The organism is Paraburkholderia caledonica NBRC 102488, from assembly GCF_000685095.1.
Lineage (GTDB): Bacteria > Pseudomonadota > Gammaproteobacteria > Burkholderiales > Burkholderiaceae > Paraburkholderia > Paraburkholderia caledonica.
The window spans coordinates 83702-109581 of sequence record NZ_BAYE01000018.1; the positions used below are offsets into that span (position 1 = coordinate 83702).

24 protein-coding genes are annotated in these 25880 nt (G+C 60.3%); 15 read left to right on the top strand and 9 right to left on the bottom strand.

Annotated features, from left to right (window positions below):
• Positions 1 to 54 precede the first annotated feature (54 nt).
• From leuD to leuC, 3 genes are all read right to left on the bottom strand, one after another.
• Positions 55 to 708: a 3-isopropylmalate dehydratase small subunit gene (gene leuD / locus BCA01S_RS26995; protein ID WP_020071058.1), complete on the bottom strand. Its 654-nt coding sequence runs from the start codon at positions 706 to 708 to the stop codon at positions 55 to 57.
• Between the two features lie 86 nt (positions 709 to 794).
• Positions 795 to 953, bottom strand: coding sequence for an entericidin A/B family lipoprotein (locus BCA01S_RS27000; protein WP_020071059.1), 159 nt, complete (start codon positions 951 to 953; stop codon positions 795 to 797).
• Positions 954 to 958: 5 nt separating this feature from the next.
• Positions 959 to 2368, bottom strand: a complete 1410-nt coding sequence (gene leuC / locus BCA01S_RS27005) for a 3-isopropylmalate dehydratase large subunit (protein WP_027779578.1) — start codon at positions 2366 to 2368, stop codon at positions 959 to 961.
• A gap of 407 nt (positions 2369 to 2775) precedes the next feature.
• On the opposite strand from leuC, the gene BCA01S_RS35355 reads away from it, so the two are divergent.
• The 3 genes from BCA01S_RS35355 (at position 2776) to BCA01S_RS27025 (ending at position 6289) form a co-directional block, all read left to right on the top strand.
• Entirely contained in the window at positions 2776 to 4491 is a 1716-nt protein-coding gene (locus BCA01S_RS35355) for a putative bifunctional diguanylate cyclase/phosphodiesterase (protein WP_244146024.1), read from the top strand.
• 278 nt (positions 4492 to 4769) lie between these two features.
• A complete protein-coding gene (locus BCA01S_RS27020; RefSeq protein WP_027779580.1) occupies positions 4770 to 5735 on the top strand; it encodes a LysR family transcriptional regulator in 966 nt (321 codons plus the stop codon).
• 242 nt (positions 5736 to 5977) lie between these two features.
• Positions 5978 to 6289 carry a DUF4148 domain-containing protein gene (locus tag BCA01S_RS27025; RefSeq protein ID WP_027779581.1) on the top strand — a complete coding sequence of 104 codons (312 nt, stop codon included), beginning with the start codon at positions 5978 to 5980 and terminating at the stop codon, positions 6287 to 6289.
• Between the two features lie 114 nt (positions 6290 to 6403).
• Here the strand turns inward: BCA01S_RS27025 and BCA01S_RS27030 are convergent, their stop codons facing one another.
• Positions 6404 to 6970 carry a phosphate-starvation-inducible PsiE family protein gene (locus BCA01S_RS27030; protein ID WP_027779582.1) on the bottom strand — a complete coding sequence of 189 codons (567 nt, stop codon included), beginning with the start codon at positions 6968 to 6970 and terminating at the stop codon, positions 6404 to 6406.
• A gap of 291 nt (positions 6971 to 7261) precedes the next feature.
• Between BCA01S_RS27030 and BCA01S_RS27040 the strand changes: the two genes are divergently transcribed.
• Both BCA01S_RS27040 and BCA01S_RS27045 read left to right on the top strand, forming a co-directional pair.
• On the top strand, positions 7262 to 8497 hold the full coding sequence (locus BCA01S_RS27040) for an NAD(P)/FAD-dependent oxidoreductase (protein ID WP_027779583.1): 1236 nt from the start codon (positions 7262 to 7264) through the stop codon (positions 8495 to 8497).
• 59 nt (positions 8498 to 8556) lie between these two features.
• Positions 8557 to 8829, top strand: a complete 273-nt coding sequence (locus BCA01S_RS27045; RefSeq protein WP_027779584.1) for a UBP-type zinc finger domain-containing protein — start codon at positions 8557 to 8559, stop codon at positions 8827 to 8829.
• Between the two features lie 53 nt (positions 8830 to 8882).
• Here BCA01S_RS27045 and BCA01S_RS27050 read toward each other — a convergent pair whose 3' ends face one another.
• The 3 genes from BCA01S_RS27050 to BCA01S_RS27060 form a co-directional block, all read right to left on the bottom strand.
• Positions 8883 to 11717, bottom strand: coding sequence for an ATP-dependent Clp protease ATP-binding subunit (locus BCA01S_RS27050; protein ID WP_027779585.1), 2835 nt, complete (start codon positions 11715 to 11717; stop codon positions 8883 to 8885).
• A 174-nt stretch (positions 11718 to 11891) separates the two neighbouring features.
• Entirely contained in the window at positions 11892 to 12527 is a 636-nt protein-coding gene (locus tag BCA01S_RS27055) for an Hsp20/alpha crystallin family protein (protein ID WP_027779586.1), read from the bottom strand.
• Between the two features lie 143 nt (positions 12528 to 12670).
• Complete coding sequence (locus BCA01S_RS27060; RefSeq protein WP_027779587.1) at positions 12671 to 13246, bottom strand: HdeD family acid-resistance protein; 576 nt, start codon at positions 13244 to 13246, stop codon at positions 12671 to 12673.
• Between the two features lie 445 nt (positions 13247 to 13691).
• Here BCA01S_RS27060 and BCA01S_RS27065 point away from each other — a divergent pair, with 445 nt between their 5' ends.
• The gene (locus tag BCA01S_RS27065) at positions 13692 to 14519 is read left to right on the top strand and encodes a helix-turn-helix domain-containing protein (protein ID WP_027779588.1); all 828 of its coding nucleotides are present in this window, start codon (positions 13692 to 13694) and stop codon (positions 14517 to 14519) included.
• Positions 14520 to 14634: 115 nt separating this feature from the next.
• On the opposite strand, the gene BCA01S_RS27070 is transcribed toward BCA01S_RS27065, so the two are convergent.
• The gene (locus BCA01S_RS27070) at positions 14635 to 15288 is read right to left on the bottom strand and encodes a BON domain-containing protein (protein WP_027779589.1); all 654 of its coding nucleotides are present in this window, start codon (positions 15286 to 15288) and stop codon (positions 14635 to 14637) included.
• 431 nt (positions 15289 to 15719) lie between these two features.
• On the opposite strand from BCA01S_RS27070, the gene BCA01S_RS27075 reads away from it, so the two are divergent.
• The 7 genes from BCA01S_RS27075 to BCA01S_RS27105 all read left to right on the top strand — a co-directional run bounded on the left by BCA01S_RS27075 (position 15720) and on the right by BCA01S_RS27105 (position 22291).
• Positions 15720 to 16250 (top strand): DUF1269 domain-containing protein, encoded by a 531-nt coding sequence (locus BCA01S_RS27075; protein WP_020071072.1) that lies wholly within the window; start codon positions 15720 to 15722, stop codon positions 16248 to 16250.
• Between the two features lie 245 nt (positions 16251 to 16495).
• Positions 16496 to 17134: an SDR family oxidoreductase gene (locus tag BCA01S_RS27080; protein WP_042319540.1), complete on the top strand. Its 639-nt coding sequence runs from the start codon at positions 16496 to 16498 to the stop codon at positions 17132 to 17134.
• A gap of 191 nt (positions 17135 to 17325) precedes the next feature.
• Positions 17326 to 17568: a hypothetical protein gene (locus BCA01S_RS27085; RefSeq protein WP_020071074.1), complete on the top strand. Its 243-nt coding sequence runs from the start codon at positions 17326 to 17328 to the stop codon at positions 17566 to 17568.
• 391 nt (positions 17569 to 17959) lie between these two features.
• Entirely contained in the window at positions 17960 to 19174 is a 1215-nt protein-coding gene (locus tag BCA01S_RS27090) for an alkene reductase (protein WP_027779591.1), read from the top strand.
• A gap of 89 nt (positions 19175 to 19263) precedes the next feature.
• Positions 19264 to 19620 carry a host attachment protein gene (locus BCA01S_RS27095; protein WP_027779592.1) on the top strand — a complete coding sequence of 119 codons (357 nt, stop codon included), beginning with the start codon at positions 19264 to 19266 and terminating at the stop codon, positions 19618 to 19620.
• Positions 19621 to 19948: 328 nt separating this feature from the next.
• The gene (locus BCA01S_RS27100) at positions 19949 to 21076 is read left to right on the top strand and encodes a porin (RefSeq protein WP_027779593.1); all 1128 of its coding nucleotides are present in this window, start codon (positions 19949 to 19951) and stop codon (positions 21074 to 21076) included.
• A gap of 591 nt (positions 21077 to 21667) precedes the next feature.
• On the top strand, positions 21668 to 22291 hold the full coding sequence (locus BCA01S_RS27105) for a hypothetical protein (protein ID WP_027779594.1): 624 nt from the start codon (positions 21668 to 21670) through the stop codon (positions 22289 to 22291).
• A 383-nt stretch (positions 22292 to 22674) separates the two neighbouring features.
• Here BCA01S_RS27105 and BCA01S_RS27110 read toward each other — a convergent pair whose 3' ends face one another.
• Positions 22675 to 24078: an aminotransferase-like domain-containing protein gene (locus BCA01S_RS27110; protein WP_027779595.1), complete on the bottom strand. Its 1404-nt coding sequence runs from the start codon at positions 24076 to 24078 to the stop codon at positions 22675 to 22677.
• A 291-nt stretch (positions 24079 to 24369) separates the two neighbouring features.
• Between BCA01S_RS27110 and BCA01S_RS27115 the strand changes: the two genes are divergently transcribed.
• The gene (locus tag BCA01S_RS27115) at positions 24370 to 24591 is read left to right on the top strand and encodes a hypothetical protein (protein WP_027779596.1); all 222 of its coding nucleotides are present in this window, start codon (positions 24370 to 24372) and stop codon (positions 24589 to 24591) included.
• Positions 24591 to 25826: an NAD(P)/FAD-dependent oxidoreductase gene (locus BCA01S_RS27120; protein WP_027779597.1), complete on the top strand. Its 1236-nt coding sequence runs from the start codon at positions 24591 to 24593 to the stop codon at positions 25824 to 25826. Before BCA01S_RS27115 ends, BCA01S_RS27120 begins: the two co-directional genes overlap by 1 nt.
• Positions 25827 to 25880: the final 54 nt, after the last annotated feature.

Below are 25880 nucleotides of genomic sequence, written 5' to 3' on the forward strand. Positions count from 1 at the left end.
CAGGCTTCGAGCCTGAGCTAACAGGCGCGCCTCAAGCACTCAAGCGCGCAAGTCTTAGCCGACGATGCGATGCGCGAGCCACGGCTGCTTCGCGATACGCTCGGCTTCGTACTGACGAATCTTGTCGGCGTGACGCAGCGTGAGGCCAATGTCGTCGAAACCGTTCAGCAGGCAGTACTTGCGGAACGCCGCGACTTCGAACGGATACTCGGTGCCGCCGTCCGAGGTGCGCACGACTTGCGCTTCGAGGTCGATGGTCAACTGAAAACCGTTGAACGCATACGTTTCGTTGAACAGGTGATCGACCTGTTGTTCGCTCAGCACGATCGGCAGCAAGCCGTTCTTGAAGCAGTTGTTATAGAAGATGTCGGCGAAACTCGGCGCGATGATCGCGCGAAAGCCGTATTGCTGAAGCGCCCACGGCGCGTGCTCACGCGAACTGCCGCAGCCGAAATTCTTGCGCGCGAGCAGCACCGAAGCGCCCTGATAACGCGGCTGGTTCAGGACGAAATCCGGATTCAGCGGACGTTTCGAATTGTCCTGACCCGGCTCGCCGTGGTCGAGATAACGCCATTCGTCGAACGCGTTCGGACCGAAACCCGTGCGCTTGATCGACTTCAGGAATTGCTTCGGAATAATCGCGTCCGTGTCGACGTTCTCGCGATCGAGCGGCGCCACGACGCCGGTGTGTACGGTGAATTTATCCATGACGCTTGCGCCTGTTTCAGGACCGGGCGATGCGCGTGGCGGCATGAAAGCCGCTCGCCGCATCGCCGGCAAAAATCAAAAACCGGTTATTTTTCAGCGTGATTGCTGATCGAATTGCCGAGGTGCGACATGTCCTGCCCAAATCCGTGCACCGTGTTGCAGCCGGTCAGACCGAGCAGTAGCCCAGCCAGAGTACCGAGCGCGAAGCGGCGCAAAAGAGCGGTGCGATTCATGTTCTTCATCATGCGATTTATCCCAGCTTGCGAATATCGACAAAATGCCCTTCGATGGCCGCAGCTGCGGCCATGGCGGGGCTCACGAGATGGGTACGGCCACCGGCGCCCTGACGACCTTCGAAATTACGATTCGACGTGGACGCGCAACGCTCACCCGGATCCAGCCGGTCGGCGTTCATCGCGAGACACATCGAGCAGCCCGGCTCACGCCATTCGAAACCGGCGTCTGTAAAGACCTTGTCGAGGCCTTCACGTTCCGCCTGCGCTTTCACCAGACCCGAACCCGGCACAACCATGGCGAGACGGATGTTCGGCGCGACGCGGCGACCCAGCTTCTTCACGACGTAAGCCGCGGCGCGAATGTCTTCAATGCGCGCGTTGGTACACGACCCGATGAAGATTTTATCCGGCTTGATCGACTCGATCGGCGCGTTCGGTTCGAGCGCCATGTATTTGAGCGCGCGTTCCATTGCATCGCGCTTGACCGGGTCTTTCTCGCGCTCGGGGTCCGGCACGCGACCGTCCACCGCGGTGACCATTTCCGGCGACGTGCCCCAGGTAACCTGCGGCACGATGTCCGCCGCGTTGAGCTCGACAACGCGGTCGAACTGCGCGCCTTCGTCGGACTTGAACTGCTTCCAGTACTCGACCGCGTGATCCCACTCCGCGCCTTGTGGCGAGAACGGGCGGCCCTTCAGATATTCGATGGTCGTGTCGTCGACCGCGACCATGCCGGCACGCGCGCCCGCTTCGATCGCCATGTTGCAGACTGTCATGCGGCCTTCCATGGACAGCGAGCGAATCGTCGAGCCGCCGAATTCGATGGCGTAGCCAGTGCCGCCCGCCGTGCCGATCTTGCCGATGATCGCGAGCACGATGTCTTTCGCCGTGCAGCCGCGCGGCAACGGCCCTTCTACTTTCACCAGCATGTTCTTGCTCTTCTTCTGCAAGAGCGTTTGCGTGGCGAGCACATGCTCGACTTCCGACGTGCCGATGCCGTGCGCCAGCGCACCGAATGCGCCGTGCGTGGACGTATGCGAGTCGCCGCAGACGATCGTCATGCCCGGCAGCGTAGCGCCCTGTTCCGGCCCGATGATGTGCACGATGCCCTGACGCAGGTCGTTCATCTTGAACTGCGTGATGCCGTAGGCGTCGCAGTTCGAATCGAGCGTATCGACTTGCAGCTTCGACACCGGATCGGCGATGCCGTGGCTGCGGTCCGTGGTGGGCACGTTATGGTCCGAAACGGCCAGATTCGCGCTGATGCGCCACACCGGACGCTGCGCCAGCTTCAGGCCTTCGAACGCCTGGGGGCTGGTCACTTCGTGCAGCAGGTGACGGTCGATATAGAGAATCGTCGTGCCGTCTTCTTCCGTGTGGATCACGTGTGTGTTCCACAATTTGTCGTAGAGAGTCTGTGCCATGGTATGCGGGGGTAGTAATGACTGCGGGCTGACTGTGTCGGTCGATTATGCCACGCAAAGTCTCGCCCCGGGGCGCCCCGCAGTGGGAAAAAGCGATAAAAAACAGTGAGTTGGGTGGTAGTGCCGATACCTGTATCGACGTTACCCTGATGAGCGGGGAGATCGTGGTGGTTGTTTGCACGAGGAATCTGTTCCCACAGAACTTTGCGGCGCATCACGAGGAACAGTGTTCCCGCTTGATCGACGGATTGATTGCGAACGCAATGCACGATGAATGAGCGACTCGCTCAGCGGCGCGGCGCGACAGCTTTCAGTGTTCGAACGCTGGCAAGTACGATTAGAATGCGACGAGCCCCGGTTTGCGCACGAGCGACGCCTTTGATCCGACGCGAATAGAAGGACAAAAAATGGAACGACAGTCCGACTCTCGTCCTCCCCGCCCGACAGATGCTGGCCACCGACAGTCTGCACCGACCCACCTCGCTGACATGCTCGACAGCTTGAGCGACGGACTCATGTCGATCGACAGGTCGTGGCGCTTCACCTATCTCAACCATACAGCTGAACGATTCTTGCAGCAGGAACGGCAAAACCTGCTCGGACGCGACATATGGCAGTGTTACCCGGACCTGGTAGGCTCCGGCTACTATCGCGTCTATCAGGAGACGGCGGCAACGGGTCTTCCCGGCCGGCATACTGACTATTACGCACCGCTCGGCACGTGGTTTGAGGTTCGTTCATTTGCGCACGACGATGGCATTACCGTGCTCTTTCGCGACGTCACACGTGAACGCGAGCACGCGGCGCAACTGGAATTCGAAGCGAGCCACGACTATCTGACCGGGTTGGCGAACCGGCGCAAGTGCATGGAAGTTCTGTCACGCGCGGTCGCTGACGCTGCTTCGCCTCGCTCTACGCACGATGCTTCAGATGCGGTCCTGTTTATAGACCTTGACCATTTCAAGGAAGTCAACGACGCCTTTGGTCATGCTGTCGGCGATGAACTGCTGCGCGGCTTCGCGAAGAGGCTGATGGCCATTCCCGATCCAGCATTTTTCGCCGCACGCGTAGGGGGCGACGAGTTCGTTCTGTTGTTACGCAACACCACGGAAAGCGCGGCAGAAGCGTTCGCACATGCGGTGCTTCGCGAACTTGCAGCGCCATTCGAAGTATCCGGAAGATCCATCTCGCTGTCGGCTAGCATTGGCATCGCGCTGCTAAGAGAAGCGCCGGATTCGGCCGAGACGTTGCTCAATCATTCCGACGCGGCCATGTACGCAGCGAAGTCATCTGGCCGTTTTCAGGTGCGCTCGTACGATGGAGCCCTCGACCGAGGCGTGCGTGAGCGCCTTGCTTTGCGCATGGATCTTCGTGAAGCGTTTGAGGCGAACCAGTTCGAGCTTCATTTCCAGCCCCAGATATCACTCACGAACAATTCCGCCATCGGTGTCGAGGCACTTCTTCGCTGGCGTCATCCTGGCCGAGGGCTGCTGACTCCGCACGCATTCCTCGCAGTCTTACTTGAGTCTCCTTATGAAGGGGCGCTCGTCGAATGGCTGCTCGATGCAGTTTGCCGGCATATTGCTGAATGGCGACGGCAGGGCATATACATACCGCGGGTCAGCCTCAATCTGTCGGCTCGGCAACTTCTGAGCGTGGGTCTTACAGACAAGATTCTCCATATCGCGACGAAATACGACGTTTCCCCCGCAATGCTCGACATTGAGGTCACGGAGGATTCGCTGGTAAGCGATATCGAAAAGGCAACGTCCATTCTGTCCGCGCTGAAGCAAGCGGGCATATCCACATCGCTGGACGACTTTGGCTCCGGGTACTCCAGCCTCGGCTATCTGGTCCGATTGCCTATCGACACGCTGAAGATCGACAAGTCGTTTGTTCGAGCACTGGCCGAGTCACAGAAGGCGTCGACGGTCATTCGAGGCATTGTCGGTCTCGCACGTTCGCTGGGCATGAAAACTATCGCGGAAGGCGTCGAGTGCCAACACCAGGCCGAAGAGTTGAAGGACGCCGGGTGCGATGCCATTCAAGGTTATCTGGTGAGCCGGCCGCTTGACTCGAAGGCCCTGGCCAAATTCATGTTGCGGTTGTCATCGGGCCATTGAAACTAATGTTGGCGACTTCAGCTTGCAACTGCGTGATGCTGATAATGCGGCCGGTAATGCGGCCCGGCTGTTGTTTGTTCCAGGTTGTACCGTGCACACGAATGCTCTCCGATCGACCCGGCGGGAAAGCATGTCGACAGCGAACGCAGTACACTCTCCATGACCGACTTGCAATGCTTGCAACAGCACAAGGCCTGAGCGCTGAGGCACAGTCAACACGCCACTGCGCTTGAGCAAATAATCCCGACTCCCACTTCCGCTGCACGCGTCAGTGATCGATGGACACATTACAGAACATGCGTGTTTTCGTGCGCGTAGTGGAGGCCGGCAGTTTCACCGCCGCCGCTCAGTCTTTTAATTCGACGACCGGCGCCATGTCACGCGCAGTCTCCGAACTGGAGGCTCATCTGCGTACGCGCTTGCTCAATCGCTCCACACGACGTCTCGCGCTCACTACCGCAGGCGAGCGTTATCTCAAGCGATGTCAACAAATCCTTGCGGATATCGACACAGCGGAAGAAGAAGCGAGTTGTGCCCACGAACGCCCGAGCGGCGCGCTCCGTATGCATAGCTTTGCGAGTATCGGACAACACTATGTGCTGCCCGCCATCGCACACTATCGCGCGCTTTATCCCGACGTGACCGTTGAGCTGACACTGTCGCAGCGCATGCCGGATCTTTTCGAAGGCAGCGCGGATGTCGCAGTGATTGGTGCTTCTGCACTACCCGATTCCGACCTCGTTTCGTTCCCGCTTGGAACGACGTTCAGCATACTGTGCGCATCGCACGCGTATGTAAGAACGCACGGTGCGCCGCAGCGGCCGGCGGATCTTGCAGACCATGAGTGCCTGATTCTGCAGACGCCGGCATTCGCGCCGCACGAGTGGATACTCGACGGGCCGAACGGCAGTGAGGCGATGCAGATCGACGGCCCGGTGCAGGTGAATATCGCGGAGTCGCTAGTTGTTGCGATCCGGGAAGGGATGGGAATTGGCATGGTGCCGCTTTACGCGGCAATCGCCGGATTGAGGGATGGCACGTTAGTACGCGTATTGCCGGACTACACGCTGCAGAAGATGCACGTTTATGCGCTGTATCCGTCGCGGAAGTTTATTGACGCAAAGACAAGGACATGGGTGGAGTTCTTGCGCGCGCATTTGCCAAAGGTGATCGCCCGCGACGAGGCCTTGCTGGCTGAGATTGGCCGGACCGATAGCGGCAGCGATGCGAAGCCGCGCGGATAGCGTGCCATACATGGGTCTGTCACACCTTGCAGATACCGAAGTCTCTCACGAGCGGCGTGTTGAAGCGTCTGCCTTTGCACACGCGCAATGAGTTCCCGCGAACGAGAGGTTTACCCAAATCCAAGAACAATCTTCTGCACGGAGCACCCTTAATTTTAAGCGCCTGCTTATTTAGACTGTGATCACTGGTTTACGAACAGGGCTGTTCGTAGCAGGACAAACAAGTCTGGAGGTAGGTAATCATGAAGTCTCTCATTCACGCCGTTGTCGTTGCCGCTGCCCTTGCTGCTCCGGTAGTGTCGTTCGCGCAATCGAATGGGTCAGTCACCCGTGCACAGGTACGCGCCGAACTGATCCAGTTGCAAAACGCGGGCTATCACGTTGGTGACGGCGACAACGCACACTATCCCGAAGCCATTCAGGCTGCTGAAGCCAAGGTTGCTGCGCAGAACGGTGCGACAAGCGGTTACGGCGGTGAGGTGAAGGGTTCGTCGGAATCAGGACACCCGTCAGTGACAAATGCGGACTGGAACGCGATGTACAACCACCCGTAATGCATTAGTTTTGGATGTGCGCGACAGGAGGATGCCAAAAATATCTGGTCATCCGCGCCGTCGGGTTCCGTCGTAGATCGATATGCGGTCGGTCTCGTGTTGCCGGAACTCGGATCAATTGTCTCCCTGCTCGCCTTCGCCGGCCCCTGCCCTTTGCCGTCGCTGCGCGAGCGCAACGCGATCGCGTTCCGCTTGCGCAGCGGCCGTTGCGTCGATCGGGTCATCACGCTGCCGCATCAGCCAGTAGACGCTCCCCAACGCCACCAACGCAAACGCAAGCGCCGCGATCTGGGCCGGCGCACCGGCGGGATCCAGAATAATAAATTTGCGGGCGATAGCCAGCAGCGCAACCAGAAGTACTGTTTTGACCTGCACGATGTGATCGCGCCGGGCCATCACGCGCGTAATCGAATGTTTGAATTCCATAGCGATCAACAGCGTCATGATCATGCCGAAAACGGTCTGATACACCGCGTGATCCAGCGGGTTCAGCGCGTTCGAAACCAGCAACGAGATCACCGCGCGAATCAACTGCCAGAGCGACACGAGGATGATGATAGAAATCACCACGCTCAGGACATGCGTGACAATCTGCTCGAATCTTTCATAAAAGGTGAGCAGATCCCACTGTACGCGTAACGTATCGAGATCCTTACGCAGCCAGCTTTTCTTTCTTTCCATGATTTGGCTCCGCAGCGGCCGGATTGTCCAAGCATACCCGGATTAACGACTAGACTTGGAGCATCGTAGACGCATGCGCGGCAACAAGAGCGTATGCGTCATTCAATCGGAAGACGCGGAAGTCGAGCGCGACCCGATGTAAAGGAACGATCGGCGGAAAGCGCACAAAATCCGGGAGTATCGCGAAAGACGCCCACTCACCGTGTGCTTACGATGCACCAATATGGCGGCCCGCGGTTATCCCAACGCGACCGCCTGCTCGTGAACGTCCTCAAAGGCGGATGGCATTTCATGGTCAGAATCTATGGACCCATGCGCAGCGCAAACGGCTACGCAATACGCGACTTCCTGCATCGGAGCGACATTCCGTTCAAATGGATCGAACTGCGCAGCGATAAAGAAGCGGAGGAACTGGCGCACGTTCAGCATCTTTCCGATTCGCGCTTGCCGGTTTGCGTCTTCCACGACGGCACGCGGCTCGAATGTCCGACCATCCGGCAAATCACCGAAAAGCTCGGCTGGTTCGCAAGTCCATCTCGTGAGGCCTACGATCTCGCGATCTACGGCGCGGGACCAGCGGGATTGAGCGCGGCAGTGTACGGTGCATCGGAGGGGCTGCAAACGGTACTAGTGGAGCGTTGGGCACTGGGCGGCCAGGCAGGCAGCAGCTCCAAAATCGAAAACTACCTGGGCTTCCCACAGGGCTTGAGCGGCGCGGAACTCGCAGAGCGGGCGCGCGTTCAGGCCGTCAAGTTCGGCGCCGAAATCCTGCTGGCGCGCGCCGGCGTGCACGCGGAGTTTCCGCCAGGCCGTGGCATCGTATCTCTGGAAGACGGCACACGTATCACGGCGCGCACGTCTATCTGCGCGACCGGGGTGGCATATCGCACGCTGGCCCTCGCGGGTGAAGAGCGCTTTCTCGGCGCGGGTCTCTACTATGGCGCCGGTGCGAGTGAAGCCGAGCTGATCGATGGCGAAGACGTATATGTGGTGGGCGGCGGCAATTCGGCAGGACAGGCCGCCATGCATTTTTCGCAGTCGGCCAACCGCGTCTACATGCTCGTGCGTGCTACATCGCTCAAGAACACGTTGTCGCATTACCTGGTGGATCGCATTACGTCCGCGCCGAACATCGAAGTACGCACGTGCACCGAAGTTACCGCGCTCGCAGGCAGTGACATGCTGGAGGAGGTCACGCTGACCGATATCCGTACCGGCCGGCAAAGCACGGTAAAGACGAACTGGCTATTCGTATGCATTGGCGGTGTGCCACAGACTGAGTGGGCGCAGGAGGTCGGCATTGTCCGCGATGAAGGCGGCTACCTCGTGACCGGTCCCGACCTGCAGGAATACCGGGCGCAGTTCAACTGGCCATTAGAACGCGCGCCGCTGCATCTGGAAACATCTATGCCTGGCGTATTCGCAGCCGGCGACGTGCGTCACGCGTCGATCAAGCGCGTGGCGTCAGCAGTGGGCGAAGGCGCAATGGCTGTGGCGCTGGTGCATCGCTATCTAACTAGTGCTTGAGCGGACGCGCAACCTTGATCCACGCGCCTCTGCGCGTACCTTGTCCGAGGAGTACGAACATGACCCCTGGTTGCACGCACCAAGGCGCGGCCCGCATTTTCCACACGCCCATTGACTATTGCGAGGACTGTGTGAAGCTCGGCCAGCCGTGGCTACATTTGAGGCTTTGTCTTTCGTGCGGACACGTCGGCTGTTGCGATTCGTCGCCCAACCGGCATGCAAGCAAACATTTTCTCGCGACCGGCCATCCGCTGGTCCGTTCAATCGAACCCGGCGAAACGTGGATCTGGTGTTATCGCGACGAGATCGTCGTAGGTGAACTTGAGTCGTGACGGCAAAACCGGCCGCACGTGCGGCCGGTTTTGCGTTCTTCGGCATGCCCGCGTCACGCATGCGCCGGTGCCTGTTTCGGCGCCTCGCTCGGCGCTTCTGCAGGCGTTGCTCCTTTTTGCACACGCACCGAATGCGTACCCGAGTCGTAGGTCATTGTGACCTTGTCGCCGTCGCGCACGTCGCCTCGCAGCAGCGCATCGGCGAGTTGCGATTCCACTTCGAGCCGAATCTTACGTTTGAGCATCCGCGCGCCGAACTCGGGGTCATAGCCGATCTGCGCAAGGTGATCGCGCAAGCCATCGTCGAACGACAGATCGATGCCTTGGGCCAGCGCCGTACGCCGCACGCGCGCAAGTTGCAGGTCGACGATGCTGCGAATCTGCTCCTTGCCGAGAGCATGAAACACAACCACCTCGTCGACGCGATTGAGAAACTCCGGCTTGAAATGATGCCTCAGGATTTCCATCAACCGGTCGCGCAGTGCAGGATAGTCGAGCTGCTTCGAGTCGGCTTTCATGTTGTCCTGGATCACCTGTGAGCCAACGTTGCTGGTCGCGATGATGATCGTGTTGGTGAAATCGACCAGACGTCCCTTGCCGTCGGTGAGGCGCCCTTCGTCGAACAGTTGCAGCAGGAGGTTGTGCACCTCCGAGTGCGCCTTTTCGATTTCGTCGAGCAGCACTACGCAATATGGCCTGCGCCGCACGCGCTCGGTGAGTTGGCCGCCTTCCTCGTAGCCAACATATCCGGGCGGCGCACCAACTAGCCGTGCCACCGTGTGGCGCTCCGAATACTCGCTCATGTCGATGCGCACCAGCGCGTTCTCGTCGCCGAACACCGAGGCGGCAAGCGCCTTCGCGAGTTCGGTTTTGCCGACGCCCGTTGGGCCCAGAAAGAGGAAGCTGGCAGTCGGCTTGCCGGCTTCCGTCAGACCGGCGCGCGAAAGCCGCACTGCTTTGGCGACCGCGGAGACGGCTTCATCCTGGCCGACCACGCGCTCCTTCAGGCGGTCTTCCAGTCGCAACAGCTTTTCACGGTCCTGAGCAGTGAGTTCAGCCAACGGTACACCCGTGAGCGACGAAACGATCTGCGCAATGTCCTCCGCCGTGACTTCCTGCGAACTGGTGCCGCGCTCTTTCTTCCACGTGTCAATGCCTTCATGCAAACGTTTCTGTTCGGCGACGAGCTTCTCTTCCAGTTCCTTGGCTTTATCGAATTTCTTTGCAGCGCTGGCCGCGTCCTGTTCCTGTTTGATGCGGCGGATGGTCGCCTCGACATCGTGCAATGGCTGCGGACGCGAATTCGACGAAATGCGCACGCGTGCAGCGGCCTGATCGAGCAGATCGATTGCCTTGTCTGGCAGAAAGCGTGCGGCGATATAGCGGTCCGAGAGCTTTGCAGCAGCATCGATCGCCTCTTCGGTGATCTTCACCTTGTGATGCGCTTCGAGCCGGTCGCGCAGTCCACGCAGAATCTCGATCGTTTCCTCGACGCTCGGCTCAGGCACCATGACTGGCTGAAAGCGCCGCTCCAATGCCGAATCCTTCTCAATGTACTTCTGGTATTCGTTTAACGTGGTCGCGCCCACGAGGTGCAACTCACCGCGAGCGAGCGCGGGCTTGAAGACATTGCCGATATCCAGACCGCCTTCGCCGCCGCCCTGGCCAGCGCCGACAATGGTATGCAGTTCGTCGATGAACACAACCAGACGGTCCTGGTTCTCGATGATCTCGTCCAGCACCTGCTTGACGCGTTCCTCGAACTCACCACGATACTTCGCGCCTGCCACGACGCTATTGATATTCAGCTCGACCACCCGCTTGCCACGCAGCACTTCCGGCACCTGGTCCTGAGCAATGCGTTGCGCAAGGCCTTCGACAATAGCGGTCTTGCCGACACCGGGCTCGCCGATCAGCACCGGATTGTTCTTGCGCCGCCGCGCGAGCACTTCAATGGTGGTTTCAATTTCCTTGTCACGGCCGATCACCGGATCCAGCTTGCCTTGACGCGCAAGCGCGCTGAGATCGCGCGCGTACTTGTCGAGCGTGGGCGTGGTCGAGCGGCCCTCCATCTTGCCGTCTTCGGCACCCTGGCCGACCACCTTGACTGCCTTTTGCCGCAGCGATGGCGACGACAGCCCAAGCTTGCGCAGCAATTCACCTGCAAAGCCGTCTTCTTCCTCGACGAGCCCTATCAGAATATGTTCGGGCCCGACGTAGCTGTGCCCCAGTTCCTGCGACGCCTTCAACGCGTTTTCCAGTGCACTTTTGGCGCGTGGCGACACGCCGATCTGCTCGTTGTCGCTCGGCTCCTTGCGGGTGCCGCGCGGCGCCGTCTGGTCGATGGTCTTCTTGATCTCTTCGGGATCGAGCTTGAATTCCCGCAGGACTTCCTGCACGACATTGTTATCGGCGAGCGCCAGCAACAGGTGTTCCGTATCGACTTCGTTCTTGCCGTATTCGACGGCTGCTTGCGCCGCAGCTTGCAGGCGGTCCAGACCGCTCTGGCTCAGGTACGTCTGCAGGTCCACCGCTTCACGCGCCCGGCGATGACGGCGTGTCCGGCCGCCCGACTGTCCGCCCGCTGAATCGCCGATTTGTCCGCTACCGGTGCCTGTATCCTGCTCCGCGCCGCCGGATTGTCCCGGCGCGCGTCTAATGCGTGACCGGCTGCCGCGGTCGTCTTCCATCTGCGGCCACATGTCGTCGAACAGACTTTCGAAAAGTCCGCCGTGAAAGAGGGACTCGAGCGGCGACAGGCGGCGCTGATTACGCGCCATGAACTCCATGTAGTGCTGATCGCACAGCATCAGCTGACGGCGTTGGCCGTTTTCGGTGATCGTGATCTGCGAGGTTGCTGGCTTTCCACAAACACTGCACTCGGCCATGATGATCTCCTGTCCGTCCGAGAGCGCATCGCTTTGCGGGCGGGTAATGGGTGGGTGGAAAATCTCTGTTCCGCTGCTTATTCCGATGCCGCCCCTGTTTGCGCGCCGGGCTTCATCGAGACCGCGGAAGCTGACCGGTTGTTCACGACAGGCATGACTGCGGAGTGCGGATCTTCACTTGATCTCAATGCGCCGCTTCGGTGCCGGTTCTCCGGCCGCTTTTGGAACGCGCAGCGTCAGCACGCCGTTTTCGAATCTGGCCTCTACCCGATCGAGATCGACGCCTGCGGGCAGTGGGACCGCGCGCTGAAAGTGTCCAAACGACCGCTCGACGCGATAGCATCCTTGTTCTACGCTCGTCGATTCCAGGCGCTTTTCGCCACTGATGATCAGCATGTCTTCAACCACTTCAAGCTCGACGTCGTCACGGGTCATGCCTGGCAATTCGGCGACGATACGCAGTGCGTCGCCTTCGTCGGTAACATCGATCCGCGGTTGAAACTCGCTGGCGCTGAAGTCGCCGAACCAGCTTCCGAGCGGTCCACGGCCGCCGAACGGATCGCGTATCAATTCGGCCAACAGATGAATCGGATCGGGCAGCGGCCAGGCGGCAGCTGAAAGTGCTACCGGCGCAGCAGCGGCTGCCGCCGGTGCACCGTTACCCATTTGCGTGCCGCCAGTCTGTTGCGCATTTGACCTCGCGCTTTGCTGACTGGTGTTCGGCGCGCCGGCGCCCCCCGATGCGCTCTGTTGCGCGGGGTGCGAGCGCAAGAACCGGAACGGGTTCCATTTGTCGAGATCGAGAAGCATGTGATTCTCCCTTCGTGAGGTACGCCAGTGCCAGACCTGAGGCTGGACCACTGGAGGAGACGGGCGGTCCACTCGATCTCCGGATGCGAGGTTTGCCGCGGGCGAGACCTTTTGACCCACGACGAGTCCCTCAAGCGGTGCGCTTACGGATGTAAAGGCGCGTGTGGCTCGCCGGTCAAGCCGTCATGGTGCCAGGCACGCGCAGTGATGCCGAGTACGAAAAGCAGCGCGCCCGTGAACAACGCATACACGCCGATCAGCCAGACAAGCGCCAGTGCGCCGGCGCCCGGAAAGGCCAGCACGAAGATGCCGAACAGCACGGCGAGCACTCCGGTGAGCACCAGCATCCACGCATTGCGCAGACGCCTATGCAGCCGGGTTGCCGCGATCAGATCGAGTACGCCGGTGATAATCGCGTTTGCGCCGATAACGGCGATCAGCACGAGCGTGGTGAGTCCCGGCACTAACGCGGCTATCACACCGGCTGCGACGCTGCAGATACCCAGCAGCAAGAGCACCCACCATGTGCCGTGCGTCGAGCGGTAGCGGATGGCCGCAACGATCGTGACAATGCCGCCGGCAATTGCGTAGACACTGAAGAGAGTGATGAGCAGTAGCAGAGTAAGACCCGGCCAGAACAGCGCCAGCATGCCGAACAGCAGCGCTACCGTGCCGCGCAGAATGAGCATCCACCAGGCGCGCCCAAGTAGTTCATCCATGTGGGACTCCGAGCCGTAACGTCAGTTAACGAACTTCAGTCTAGGCTCCACGCAGCCGCGATTCTTTCGCGTTTCTGCCATGTGTTTCGCAATTCTGCGTTGAGTCAGGACGCATGGCGAACAGCATCCAGATTGGTATCCCGGATGCACCGAAATGACCCGATCCATCGCCGCGTCTTATAGCGGTTCGCCGTGAGGAGTTCTAACATGAACTTTGCAGCGCACGGTCCGTGCATTACGTCATTCATGACATTCTTGTGGCACAGACCGGTCGGTATCGTTTTCAATCGTCGTGTCAAACGTGGTGCCGGGTTGCCCAGCAATAAAACTGCGCTCCGTCAACGAAGCCGGTTGCTTCTGCCCATATTACGAACCCGCCTTAAGCAGCCTTCAATTCGGCGTAAGCTTAGGTATGCGCCGCGGCAAGAAGGAGACTTTGCTCATCATGAAGCAAGCAATAGATTCGACTCCTGATCACGGGTCACGCTGCCAACCGATGAACGTCGCTTTCACCAATGGCGAGCTGAATCTGGTGCATGGTTTTCGGCTCGTTATACCCACGGGCAACACTGTTGTGCAGGCTGTGGGCTCCGACGACCTCGGAACGAGTCACTCGGTCCTCATAAGTGCTCCATTTGTCGCAGTTATTACTGGGGCGGCGCAGTTGGCCACGAACGCTGACAACGATCCCAGCGGATGGCTTATCGCACTTAGACCGAGCGTACTGGGCCAAGTCTCGCAAGATGCGTTTGGGGCCCTCCCGAAATGGTCCGAGTCTTGGGATCCCTTTTTGCGCGAGGCTGCGGATACATTGAGTGCTTTAGCGAATGCGGATCTTTTCGACGCTGCGTGCGCCGACGCTTTTGCCGATGTCATTTCGGTGCACATCGCTGTCCGTTACGGGCACTGTGCTGGTGCGATCGAGCCGGACATGCCTATTACGCGTCAAATGCTGGCTCGCATTCAAGCCTTCGTTCACGACAACATCGCCGAAACCATTCTGGTCGAGCAACTCGCAGTTCTGGTGAACATGAGTGTTTCAAAGTTTGCACGCGTTTTCAAAACGGCGACAGGAAGCCCGCCCCATCTGTACGTGACACTCGAACGCGTGAAATTCGCGAGAGCGATGTTGTGCGAGGAGACCATTCCGTTGGTCGACGTTGGCGCACGCGCGGGATTTCAGACGCAGCAGCATTTCACCGACGTGTTCCATAGATATACCGGTGTGACGCCGCGCGCATTCCGGCTTTCGCACCGGAGCTCCGGTAATTAATTCGTTTAGCGAAGTTGCGAACAGGTAACAACCGCTGTACTTCCGCGATCGCGATTGATGCCCCCGTAGCGGCGGACCTATGCGGGTTCGCCTTGATTTATGACCCGCGAACCTGTCAGTAATCGACGGTGATCCGGTTGTCGACCCGCATCACACCGGGGGCAAGCCATGCTACCCGCTCGGCCTCCTCGCGCTCGGCCCACGAGCGGACCGTGCCGCGCAGGACGACATTATTGCCTTCGGCCTCCACAGTGATGTTCTGTGCGTCGACTTCCCCGTTGCGCTTGAACGCGTCCTCGATCTTGCGCTTGAGGTCGTCGGGCTCGACCTTCGGCTTGATCTCAATCTCGTTCGTCAGGCCGGTTACGCCGCTCGCCCGTAGCGCCGTATCTGCCGCGCGGCGGCGCTGGTAGTCCCATTCGACTTCGCCCTTCAGCGTCACATCTCCGTCCCTGACAACCACCTTGATGGTGTCCGCCGCATCAGGCAATTCGACCTGCAGTTGGGCAATGATCTCGCGCACGATCTCCGGATCGGGCGGCCTGTTGATCAAAGGCAACCGCACCTCCACATCGTTTGCGACACCCCTCACGCCGCGCACGCGCGTCGCGTCCTCTTCGGCCTTGCGCCTTTGCCGGAAGCTGCGCGCGAAACCGGACAATGTGACCGCACCGTCCCTGACCGCAACCCCGATATCCGATGCATCGACGTCCGGATCCCACTTCAGTTCGTTCTCTACGTCTCGCTTGAGGTCTTCGTCGGCGCTCATCACGCTCCTCGTCGGTTTGTTGATGGACTAACGCGCGCACGCGGACCACGCCCTACTCCACACGCATCGCTCCGCGGTAGGGCAACGGTATGACGCGCCGGGCCCATTTTCTTCCGTACGCCTGCGCAGTTTTGCGGAATGCCACCTTACGTTCACATTCGAAAGCCGCGCAGCACAGCGCAGAGATCCGACACGTCTTCGCAGGAATGAGGAAGAAGTGCAACCGTCAAGAACCTAGTCTTGATGTCATCGTCATCGCGTCAATGACCCGTCCACATTCCAGGGTGTGTGCCGGGCGCGACATGCACGGTTGGCTGGCACCGCTGCTGTTTTGCGGCGCGGTCGACGTCTTGCGCGCGGCACGGAGCATGAGTTCAACCGTCTTGCCGCGTAACGGTCTGCGCTTATTTCCAGAGAAAAGGAGCAAATCGATGAGCGATTTAGTCGTTGTAAGCTTTAAAGGCGAAGAAACGGCCGACCAGGTGTTGACCAAACTCCAGCAGATGCAAAAGGAGCACCTGATCGACCTTGAGGATGCCTGTGTTCTGGTCCGCAGCGCGAATGGCAAGGTACACCTCAAGCAAGCCGTCGATCTCGTCAAGATCGGCGCGCTCAGTGGCGCGGCGTGGGGTGGCCTGTTTGGTGCGCTGGTTGGTCTCATGTTGCTCAATCCGCTCGCCGGACTGGCTACAGGCATGGCCATCGGCGTTGGTACGGGCGCGCTGTCGGGCGCGCTCTCGGACTATGGAATCGATGATGATTTCATGCGTTCGACGGGCCAGAACATCGAGCCGGGTTCGTCGGCACTCTTCATCCTCGTACGTCAAGTGAATTTCGACAAGGTCCTGCCTGAGCTGAAGCCTTTCGGCGGAAAAGTATTGAAAACGTCTCTCACCAACGATCAGGAGGAACGCCTGAAAAAGGCACTAGAGAGCCTGAACAGCAGCGGCACGACAGCATGAGCATCACTGCGCCGCATCACGGTCGTGGTCGTGAGTTGTGTCGAAGCTCGCAGTTGGGTCGGATCGACACCCGGACGCGGAGTACGAACTGAAGTGCGATCCGGACATCGCTTCCAACCGCGCGCGAACCCATGCAAGCTGACCATGCCGCCCTTGACCGCAACCCCGCTATCTGATGGCTTGCGGGAAAGCGTCAGCACACCGAAAGCTCGCGCATCCCGCGGATGCCTTCCTGGAGAGACACGATGAGCATTGCATTAATTGGCGCCACCGGCCGCACCGGTCGGTTAGTCGCGGAAAAATTGCACCGTGCGGGCATTCCGTTTCGTGCATTGCTGCGCGACGAGGCGCAGGGGGCCCACTTCGAAAGCCTCGGCGGGAGCCCCGTGATCGTCGACCTGACGCAGGACTTTTGCGCGGCGCTTGCGGGGGTTAATACGGTTATCTTTGCCGCTGGCTCCGCTGAATCCGAGGGCGCCGAGCAGGAGCGTCAGATCGACCGGGACGCAATCATCAAGGCGGTCGATTGCGCGAAGCAGTATGGCGCGGACCGCTTCATCGTCGTCAGCACGTTGCTGGCATACGCCCCTGAATCCGCTCCAGATGCGCTTCGGCATTACGCCCAGATGAAGCGCGCTTCTGACGATTATCTGATCGGCAGTGGACTCGATTATCTTGTGCTGCGTCCCGCCACACTGACTATGGAGCCCGGTACCGGCAAGATTGAGATCGTGGCCGACGCGCAGTCCGCTCGTGCTCCCGTTGCGCGCGAGGATGTCGCCGATGTCGCGCTCGAAGCACTCAGGATCGGCCTTGTCAACACGATCGTCGGATTTTCTGGTGGCAGCAAACCGATCGACGACGCGTTGGCCGCGCTTCATTGACGTTGCGCGTTGCTCATGCCAGATCGTCGCGCCATAGGCGGTGACGCAGGCCGTCAGTTGCGTCGAGCACTCACACGCGCGCAACGGCGCGAACGTCCGGGCGAACATTCCGACAATACGAGCTAGACTGAAATGTCGGCCGCCAGCCCGCGAGAACAAAGCCGTGCGGCCCGTCGCGATGGAGAACTCCCATGCCGAAGACCGTTTTCTCAGCCGAGCAGATTCGCGATGAAGCGCAAAGTCGCGTGGCAAAAATAAGCGCGAATACGCCGGAAGAACTGCGCGTGCGCATACCGCTGCCCGAACGGCACCCGCCCGATGCCGCCGGCAGGAACTGGAATATGGTGCCGCTCAACGAGAAGGGCACCGACTTCACCCACGAGGTCCGGCGCATTGTCGAAGACATGCGCACCGAGTTCGTTCTGCCGGATTGACGCTGCAACGCCGCATGATCGCGTGAGCGGTTCCCTTGAACGAGGTCGGGCACACAACGGCTTGTATGGTCGGGCGATGAGTTCGGAGAGTGAAGCGGACGATCTGTGCGCGGCACTCACGCTGTACGCTGATGACGGCGGCGTGGAACTCGACCGGAACGCAGCCGGACATGGGGTGGGTCGTTGCAGAGGACCAGACCCGCCCGATGAAGCGATAGACCGCGTGGCGGCAGGATCGCGACAGATCTGGGCAGAAACCGGAAAGAAGCGTGCGCGGACCATGGCTAGAGTGGCTAGAAGCGGAATCAGAACAATGTGATCCGACGCCGACGCCTGGAAACGTCCATGGCAGTACTTTTCGGGCCGAGTCAAAAACGCAAGGAGCGAATTCATGCCGGATACGGAAACCACGTTTGCTGCCGCCGGGCAGCACGACGATCAGATCCCGCTGAGCAAGCTGTTCGAACCCGTCCAGGTGGGGCCGTACAACCTGCGACATCGTGCCGTGATGGCGCCGCTGACGCGTTCGCGCGCGAGCCGGCCAGGCAACATACCGTCTCAGCTCAACGCCTGCTATTACGCGCAGCGTGCATCGGCCGCGCTCATCATCAGCGAGGCGACGCAGGTGTCGATGCAAGGACAGGGCTATGCGTGGACGCCCGGGATTCACAGTCGCGAGCAGGTCGAAGGCTGGCGGCTCGTGGCGAACGCCGTGCACGAGGCAGGCGGGTTGATGTTCATGCAGCTCTGGCACGTCGGACGCATATCGCACCCTTCGTTGCAGCCTGATGAAATGCTGCCTGTTGCGCCGTCTGCGCTCCAGCCGGAAGCGGAGGCGTTCATCGAGAACGAGCGCGGGGAAGGTGTCCTCGCGCCCTGCGTCACGCCCCGCGCGCTGCAGATCGAAGAGATGCCATACCTCGTGCGCCAGTATTTCAGGGGTGCGCGCAACGCAAAGGCTGCCGGTATGGACGGCGTCGAAGTGCACGCAGCGAATGGGTATCTGCTCGACCAGTTCCTGTTGTCGGGCACAAACCGCCGCACGGACGAATATGGCGGGTCGAGCGAGCGCCGGGCGAAGCTGCTGTTTGAGGTGATCGAGACGGTTTGCGAAGTCTGGGGGCCCGATAGGGTCGGCGTGCGGCTTTCCCCTCTCGGCACCTTCAACGACATGCATGACGACGATCCCGAGGCGACGTTCTCTTACGTCATCGAGAAACTCAATCGATACCGGCTCGCTTATTTGCACATCGTTAATCCTGCGCTGGCGGCGACCGGTGAAGACGGCACTTTCACGGAGCATGCGAAACGCATGAGCGAGATGATACGGCGCACCTATCGCGGTGTGCTGATGGTCGCAGGCGGGTTCGACGGCAGCAGTGCGGAAAGATGGCTCGAGGATGGCAACGCGGACCTGATCGCGTTCGGACGCCCGTTCATCGCCAATCCCGATCTGCCCGAACGCCTCCGGTTGCACGCTCCGCTCAATTCGCCGGATCCGTCCACGTTCTACGGCGGCGGCGAGCGCGGATACACCGACTATCCGTCGCTTGCGCAGGAGCGCGGGGAGGCCCCGCGGTCCGTCATCGACGGGCGTTGGAGATAGACCGTCGTTGACCGGCGAGCCCGCTGACGTCACGCGACGATTTGCGATGGCCGCAGAGTCGGCGATCGATCATTGCTGAGAGGCGCACCATGGTTGGGACTACCTGGGTTGTCGTTGCCGACGGCAGCCGTGCACGAATCTTCGAGACACCGGGACTTAAACTGGAATTGCGTGAAATCGAAGACCTCGTCAATGTCGGCCCACATGGACCGGCGCTGAGCGAGAAGGATCGCGAAAAGTTCGCGAAGACCGTCGCCGACTATATCGAACAGGGACGGCTCCATCAGCGGTATCAGCGATTGCGGTTAGCCGCCGAGCCGAAGTTTCTCGGTATGCTGCGCGCGCGCCTGAGCGAGGAGACGCGTCAGATGATTTTCGAAGAGATCAACGAAGACCTCTCGGCCCTCGATGCGCGCGAAGTTCAAGCGCACCTGCGAAGTCACTGACGGCGAACTGCACGGTCGCAGGCCGCATTCAATGCGTCAAGCCGTCAGAGAGTCGGGCCTGCACGCGGGCGTGTTCTCTCTGGTTCGCGGCGGCGGCTAACCCCAATACCGTCACTTCGATACAACAGCGACTCGAGCCGTGGGATGAAGCACGGAAGCGCTGCGCCTTGCGGGCTGGGACACCACCAGAATTGTGGCGAAATTGTGGCGAATTACTTCGGAAATACGCAAAGGTCCAATCCAGACCGGAAATGAAGTGCGCCGCCTGGGCGGTTTTATACTCGCCCCGCTGTCTTCTGACGCAATCCCAACACGCTCGAGTTAATTCATGAAAAAGATTCGCATCGCCCTCGCTGTCTCCGTTGCGCTTGGCGCGACGGCCGCCCACGCACAGACCTCGGTCACGCTGTACGGCCTCATCGACGCCGGTATCACGTACACGAATAACGTCGGCGGAAGCAGCCGGGTCGCACTGGCGAGCGGCAACATCAGCGGTAGCCGTTTCGGCCTGCGTGGCACGGAAGATCTCGGTGGCGGCCTGAAGGCCGTCTTCGTGCTCGAAAATGGCTTCAACGTCAATAACGGCACGCTCGGCCAGGGTGGCCGGATGTTTGGTCGTCAAGCGTATGTCGGCCTGAGCAGCAACAGTTTTGGCACCGTCACGTTGGGCCGCCAGTATGACTCCATGGTTGATTTCGTCGCACCGCTGTCTGCCACGGCAGGCCCGTTCGGTGACTCGGGTTTTGCGCATCCGTATGACAACGACAACCTGCAACATAGCGTTCGCTTCAACAACGCGGTCAAGTTCACCAGCCTCGACTATGCGGGCTTCAAGGCTGGCGGTATGTATGCGTTCAGTAACACCCAGACAGGCTTTGCTGTCGATCGTGCGTACAGCGCGGGCGCCAGCTACAAGTTCGGCGGCTTGAACGTGGCTGCCGCCTACCTGCAGATCAATGGTTCGGGCGCTTCGAATCCGAATACCACGGGTGCCGCTGATCCAACCGAGTTCAAGGGTGGCCTGACGTCGGATGTGCAGCGTACGGCTGGTGCAGGCGTGAGCTACGGCTTCGGCCCTGCGACGGTCGGCTTTGTTTACACGCACAGCCAATATCAGAATACGAACGCGTTCGGGCTGAAAAATGGTGGCGCTCATTTCGACAACTACGAACTCAATGGCAAGTACGCAGTTACGCCAGCGCTCATGCTCGGCGTTTCTTATGCCTACACCGATGCGCATCTGAGTGGTGCAACGTCGTTCGGCGCCGATCCGAAGTGGAATCAAGTCAACGCGATTGCGCGCTACTCGCTGTCGACGCGTACGGAGCTTTATGCCGAAGCCATGTACCAGCATGCAACCGGCAACAAAAACGTCGCAGTCATGTACAACGCAGGTGGCGCTTCATCGACGGGCAATCAGGTCATGGGTTCGGTCGGTATACTCACCCGCTTCTAAGGAAGCCTGGCGCAAGAAATTAGCGAGCTAGCTCCGTCAGCGCACAAGAGCCGTTTGCGCCGGCAAGGCACCTGCCGGCGCAAATTCACCTTGGGCTCGGGCACAGCGCACTTCAACGAAGACTCTTCGGAGTCGTCGGGAATCAATCGATAAAGTCCATCGTCCTCTCAACGCGATTCTGAATGCGCCTGCGTTTTGTCCGATATTCGTTTGGCATCGGCAAAGTTTGTGGACTACGCTCCCCTTTGCCATGCGACATTAAAGCGTGGCTGACTCACGAAGTCACAAATTCGCGGACTGTCGTGCACCCCTTCTGCACGTGCCTGCCGACACCGGGCAAAACTACTGCTTGGTGAAGCGTTTCGCCAGTTAATTACCTGCCGAACGACGAGCATCCTCGCATCCTGTGCGCCAAAGCCAATAGCACGGACGGCCCTCTTTCCTCCATCGCTCGTTTCCGCAAACAGCGGCAGCGCTATCGCTGCACCGATTCTCTAATTCCATTCCGTTTGAATTGGGCGTCTCATCCCGCCAGCAATGGGCCCCTGCGCTGAGATGGTTCGCGCCAGATTGGGTAACAAGGAGATTATCGTGAAGATCAAACCATTCAGCATTCTCTCAGCAACCGCCGTGGCGCTTCTCTTACTCAGCGGCGCCGCGCAGGCCGAGGGTCCCGGTGGACACGACAGCCACGAGGGACACGACGGACACGGCGGCCCACGCGGCCTTTGTTCGAACGCAACACTCAGAGGACCGTATGCATTTACCGGTCACGGTGAAATTATCGGATTGATAGGACCGAACAATAAAGTCGCTCCCTATGCGTCCACGTCGATTCTTGATGACGTCGCCCTCGTGACGTTCGATGGCACGGGCGGCTTCACGCGCACCGACTTCGGCATGATCGGCGGGCTGCCGAAAGGGGGCCTGACGACCTTCAATCCAAACCAGAACGGAACATACTCGGTGAACTCCGATTGCACCGGCACCATGAAAATCATTTATACCGCCGGAGGAGCCGTGCCGGCGGGTGTCGAGACTGACCTGAACATGGTCATCGCTGCGGATGGGACGCTCGTCGAATCCGTTGTTTACAGGGCGGTCACTGTCTCGGGCTCGAGCGGAGACGGCTCGGTAACGTGCCCGCAGTATTGCGAGCAAGCTGTGCAAGAAAATTTCGAGGGGAAGAAGATCGTTGTCTACGGCTTCCGCTAATCGGGCTCCAGATGGGCTCGCGCTTGCTGAGGCGCTTGCCATGAGCGGCGCTGAGCCCGGCCTTGGGCGAAAGTTCCTGGTCCTTTAATTCCGCACCGTCTGCCTGACGATGGGGTCGCTTCCTCGACCTCTCGCACTCATCTAAATTTTTGTGCAACCCCGGCGAAATACAGCCAGGTGAAAGTCAACGTTCACGGACTCGACGCAATCACGTTGCACATTGATGGTCCGGCAGGTTGTTGTGTTACCCATCATCGCGGGGAGACGGCGATCACGGCAGGCACAATGAGGTTGAACATGTGCTTCTCGTCAGCTTCGACGGTTTGCACGAGTCGTAGATAGCTTGAAGCGAAATCGCCTTTGCAACATCGACGAGCCAGAACTCAGATCGTCCCGAACAACGCCCTCGGCCGATCCTTTAGCGTCCCCGCCAGCAATCGCAACGCGCTCACGAGCTGATCGCGGCTCGATGCACACGCGAGATTGATACGCACGCCGTGCTCGATTTCCGAGCGATCCACGGCGAACGCCGACGACGGCATGACCACCACGCCGCGCGCCTTCGCGTTGGCGGCAAAATCATCGGCGCGCCAGGGCGGTGGCAGCTTGAGCCAGACGAACATGCAGGCGGGATCGGTCTGTAGCAACGACTGCGGCAACAGCTCTCGCGCGAGCGCCTGACGCGCGCGAATCTCTGCGAGTTGCGCATCCATGATGTGGCGCGCGGTACCGTCCTCGATCCAGATCGACGCGATCAGCATGGACATCGGCGCGGGCATCCACGCGGTAGTGCGCACGGCCTCCGCGCACAGCGCGGAACTGTCGGGCGGACTCGCCAGATAGCCGAGCCGCAGCCCGGGCGCGAGAATCTTCGACGTCGCGGCGATATGGAAGGTCAGCTCCGGACACAGGCTCGCGAGTGTCGGCAGACGCTGAGACACCAGTGGTCCATATACGTCGTCTTCGATGATCGCGACACCGTGCCTGCGCGCGATATCCACGAGCGCCATCCGGCGTTCGAGACTCATCGTCGTGACAGTCGGATTCTGCAGATTGGGCACCGTGAAGATCGCCTTCACCGGCATGCGTCGGCATGCGGCGTCGATCTCATCTGTCAGCAGTCCGTCGGCGTCGCTCGGAATTCCGACGATCTCGAACTGGAACACGGGCGCAAGCGCCTTCAGCCCGTAGTAGGTGAGCCGGTCGGCGAGGATCACGCCGTCCGTGCCGATCAGACTGTTCAGCACGGCATACAGGCCATGCTGCGCGCCGCTCGTGACGACCACGTGCGCGGCATCCGGCGTAAATCCGGGCGCCGCCATCCAGCGTGCGCCAGCCGCGCGCGCCCATTCAGGGCCTTGTGGCGGCTGATATTCCTGCAATTGCGCATAGCGTGGATCGCGCGGCAACTCGGCAAGCGTGCGCGCTAGACACTCCAGAAATTCGCCCGTGGCCGGCCGGTTCACCGTCAGGTCGATGGCGGCATTGTTCGTCGCGCGCGCTGGTTCAACGCTCGGCATCGCGCCGCCCGTCACTAGCGAGCCGCGCCGCTTGCTCCCGATCACCAGCCCGCGCAACTGCAATTCCTTGTAGGCACGCGACACCGTCGACACGTTGATGCCCAGTTCAGTCGCCAGTTGCCGCTGGGGCGGCAGACGGCTGCCGGGCGGATAGATGCCGCTGCGGATTTCGCTCTCGATCGAGCTTGACACTTCGATGTAGGTCGATCGCTTTGCCTGCTCCGGCGCGCCGTTGGCCGCGCGGGCTGCGTCTTTGCCAGAAGCCATAAGATCAACTGTCTCCATACAAACCGGCTTTGTCCGCAATTGTGCGGAGGTGTGGCGATTCTATACCAGACAGGCCCGAGCGTATGCCTTCCTGACGATCCCAACGTCGCGGCGGATCGGGGCGAAGATTGTGCCCGCCTGATCCAGGGAAAGTGCCAGGACCACACAACAAGCGTTTTAATTGCACACAAAAAATTATTGTGTGATCCTAGTTGTCAGAGTTTGTCTGGTGGTGAGCGTGTCGCGACGCCGCCCGGCATCGTCCAGGAATCAGCCAGCAGGAGTGTTCCAGTGCGTGTTACGCATCCCACGGTCTCCGACGCTACGCCCAAACTCGGCGCGGCTTTACGTCAACGGCACGTCACGATGATCGCGCTCGGCGGAATCATCGGCGCGGGCCTGCGGCTGTTTCCGTGGCTCTCGCATGCGGTGGCGATCGCGATGGTCGGCGTGCCGGCCGCAACGGGCTACCTGTCTCCGATCGGTGAACAGGCAATGGAAGGACGCAAGTAATGTCTGAGATCGCCATCATCGGCGCGGGATTTATCGGCCTTGCCAGCGCTGCTTCATTGATGCGCGACGGACATCGGGTCACGCTGTTCGATCCGTCCGGCGTCGGGCAAGGCGCATCGTTCGGCAACGCAGGGACGTTCGCGCATTACGCGTGCATTCCGGTGAACAACCCGTCTGTGTTCCGTGACCTGCCGCGCTACCTGTTTTCGGGCGACAGCCCGTTCAGGCTGCGTTATCAGTACCTGCCGCACCTGGTGCCGTGGCTCGCGCGCTTCATGTTGAGTTCGCTGCCGCGCCGCTATGAGGCGAGTGCGGGCGCGCTCGCTGCGCTGCTCGCGCAAGCGCAGGAAGGCTATGCGCCGTTGCTGGCGAATGCCGAACTCGCCCGCTTCGTGCGATCACGTGAATGCCTGTATCTCTACTCCAGCGCAGCTTCGTTCGACGCGGCGCGTCCCGCGCTCGATCTACGCAAGAAACTCGGTGTCATTTTCGACGTGCTGGGCGGCAACGATATTCGCGCGCTCGAACCATCGCTCGCGCCGATTTTCGAGCGCGGCGTGCTGTTCAGCGACAGCTGGCATTTCTCGGATCCGCAAGGCTTCCTGCAAGCGCTTTTTGAGCAACTGGCGGCGCAGGGACTGACGCTGCAGCGTTCAACTGTCAGCGCGGTGCAGCCTTCCGGCGATGGCGCGAGCGTGACGGCCGACGGAGTCACGCGGCGCTTTGGCCATGTCGTCATCGCTACGGGTGCGCGCTCAGCGCAGTTCGCACGGCAATGCGGCGATGTGGTGCCGCTCGACACCGAGCGCGGCTATCACGTGCGTTACCCGGGCGCGCAGCAACTCATTTCGCGGCCTGTCGGCTGGGCCGAGCGAGGTTTTTACATGACGCCGATGAGCGACGGCATCCGCGTCGCGGGAACCGTCGAACTGGGCGGCTTCAGCGACACGCGCAACCGCTCGTTGCTCGACCTGTTGACGTTCTCATCGCGACGCGCGTTGCCTCTGCTCGAAACGCCGGACACCAGTTGGCTTGGCTTTCGTCCCACCTTGCCCGACGGTGTGCCGGTGCTCGCGCGCTCGCGTGCAAGCGAGCGTGTGATCTATGCATTCGGTCACCAGCATCTTGGGCTCACGCTGGCCGGCGTGAGCGGGCGAATCGTCGCGGACCTGGTTGCGCGTCGTGCGCCTCCGCTTGATCTTGCGCCATATGCGGCGACGCGTTTTGGCATTTAGCGAAGGACCAGACTGCGGACAACTCACCCGACACAGCAGCGACAGGCTTCAGTT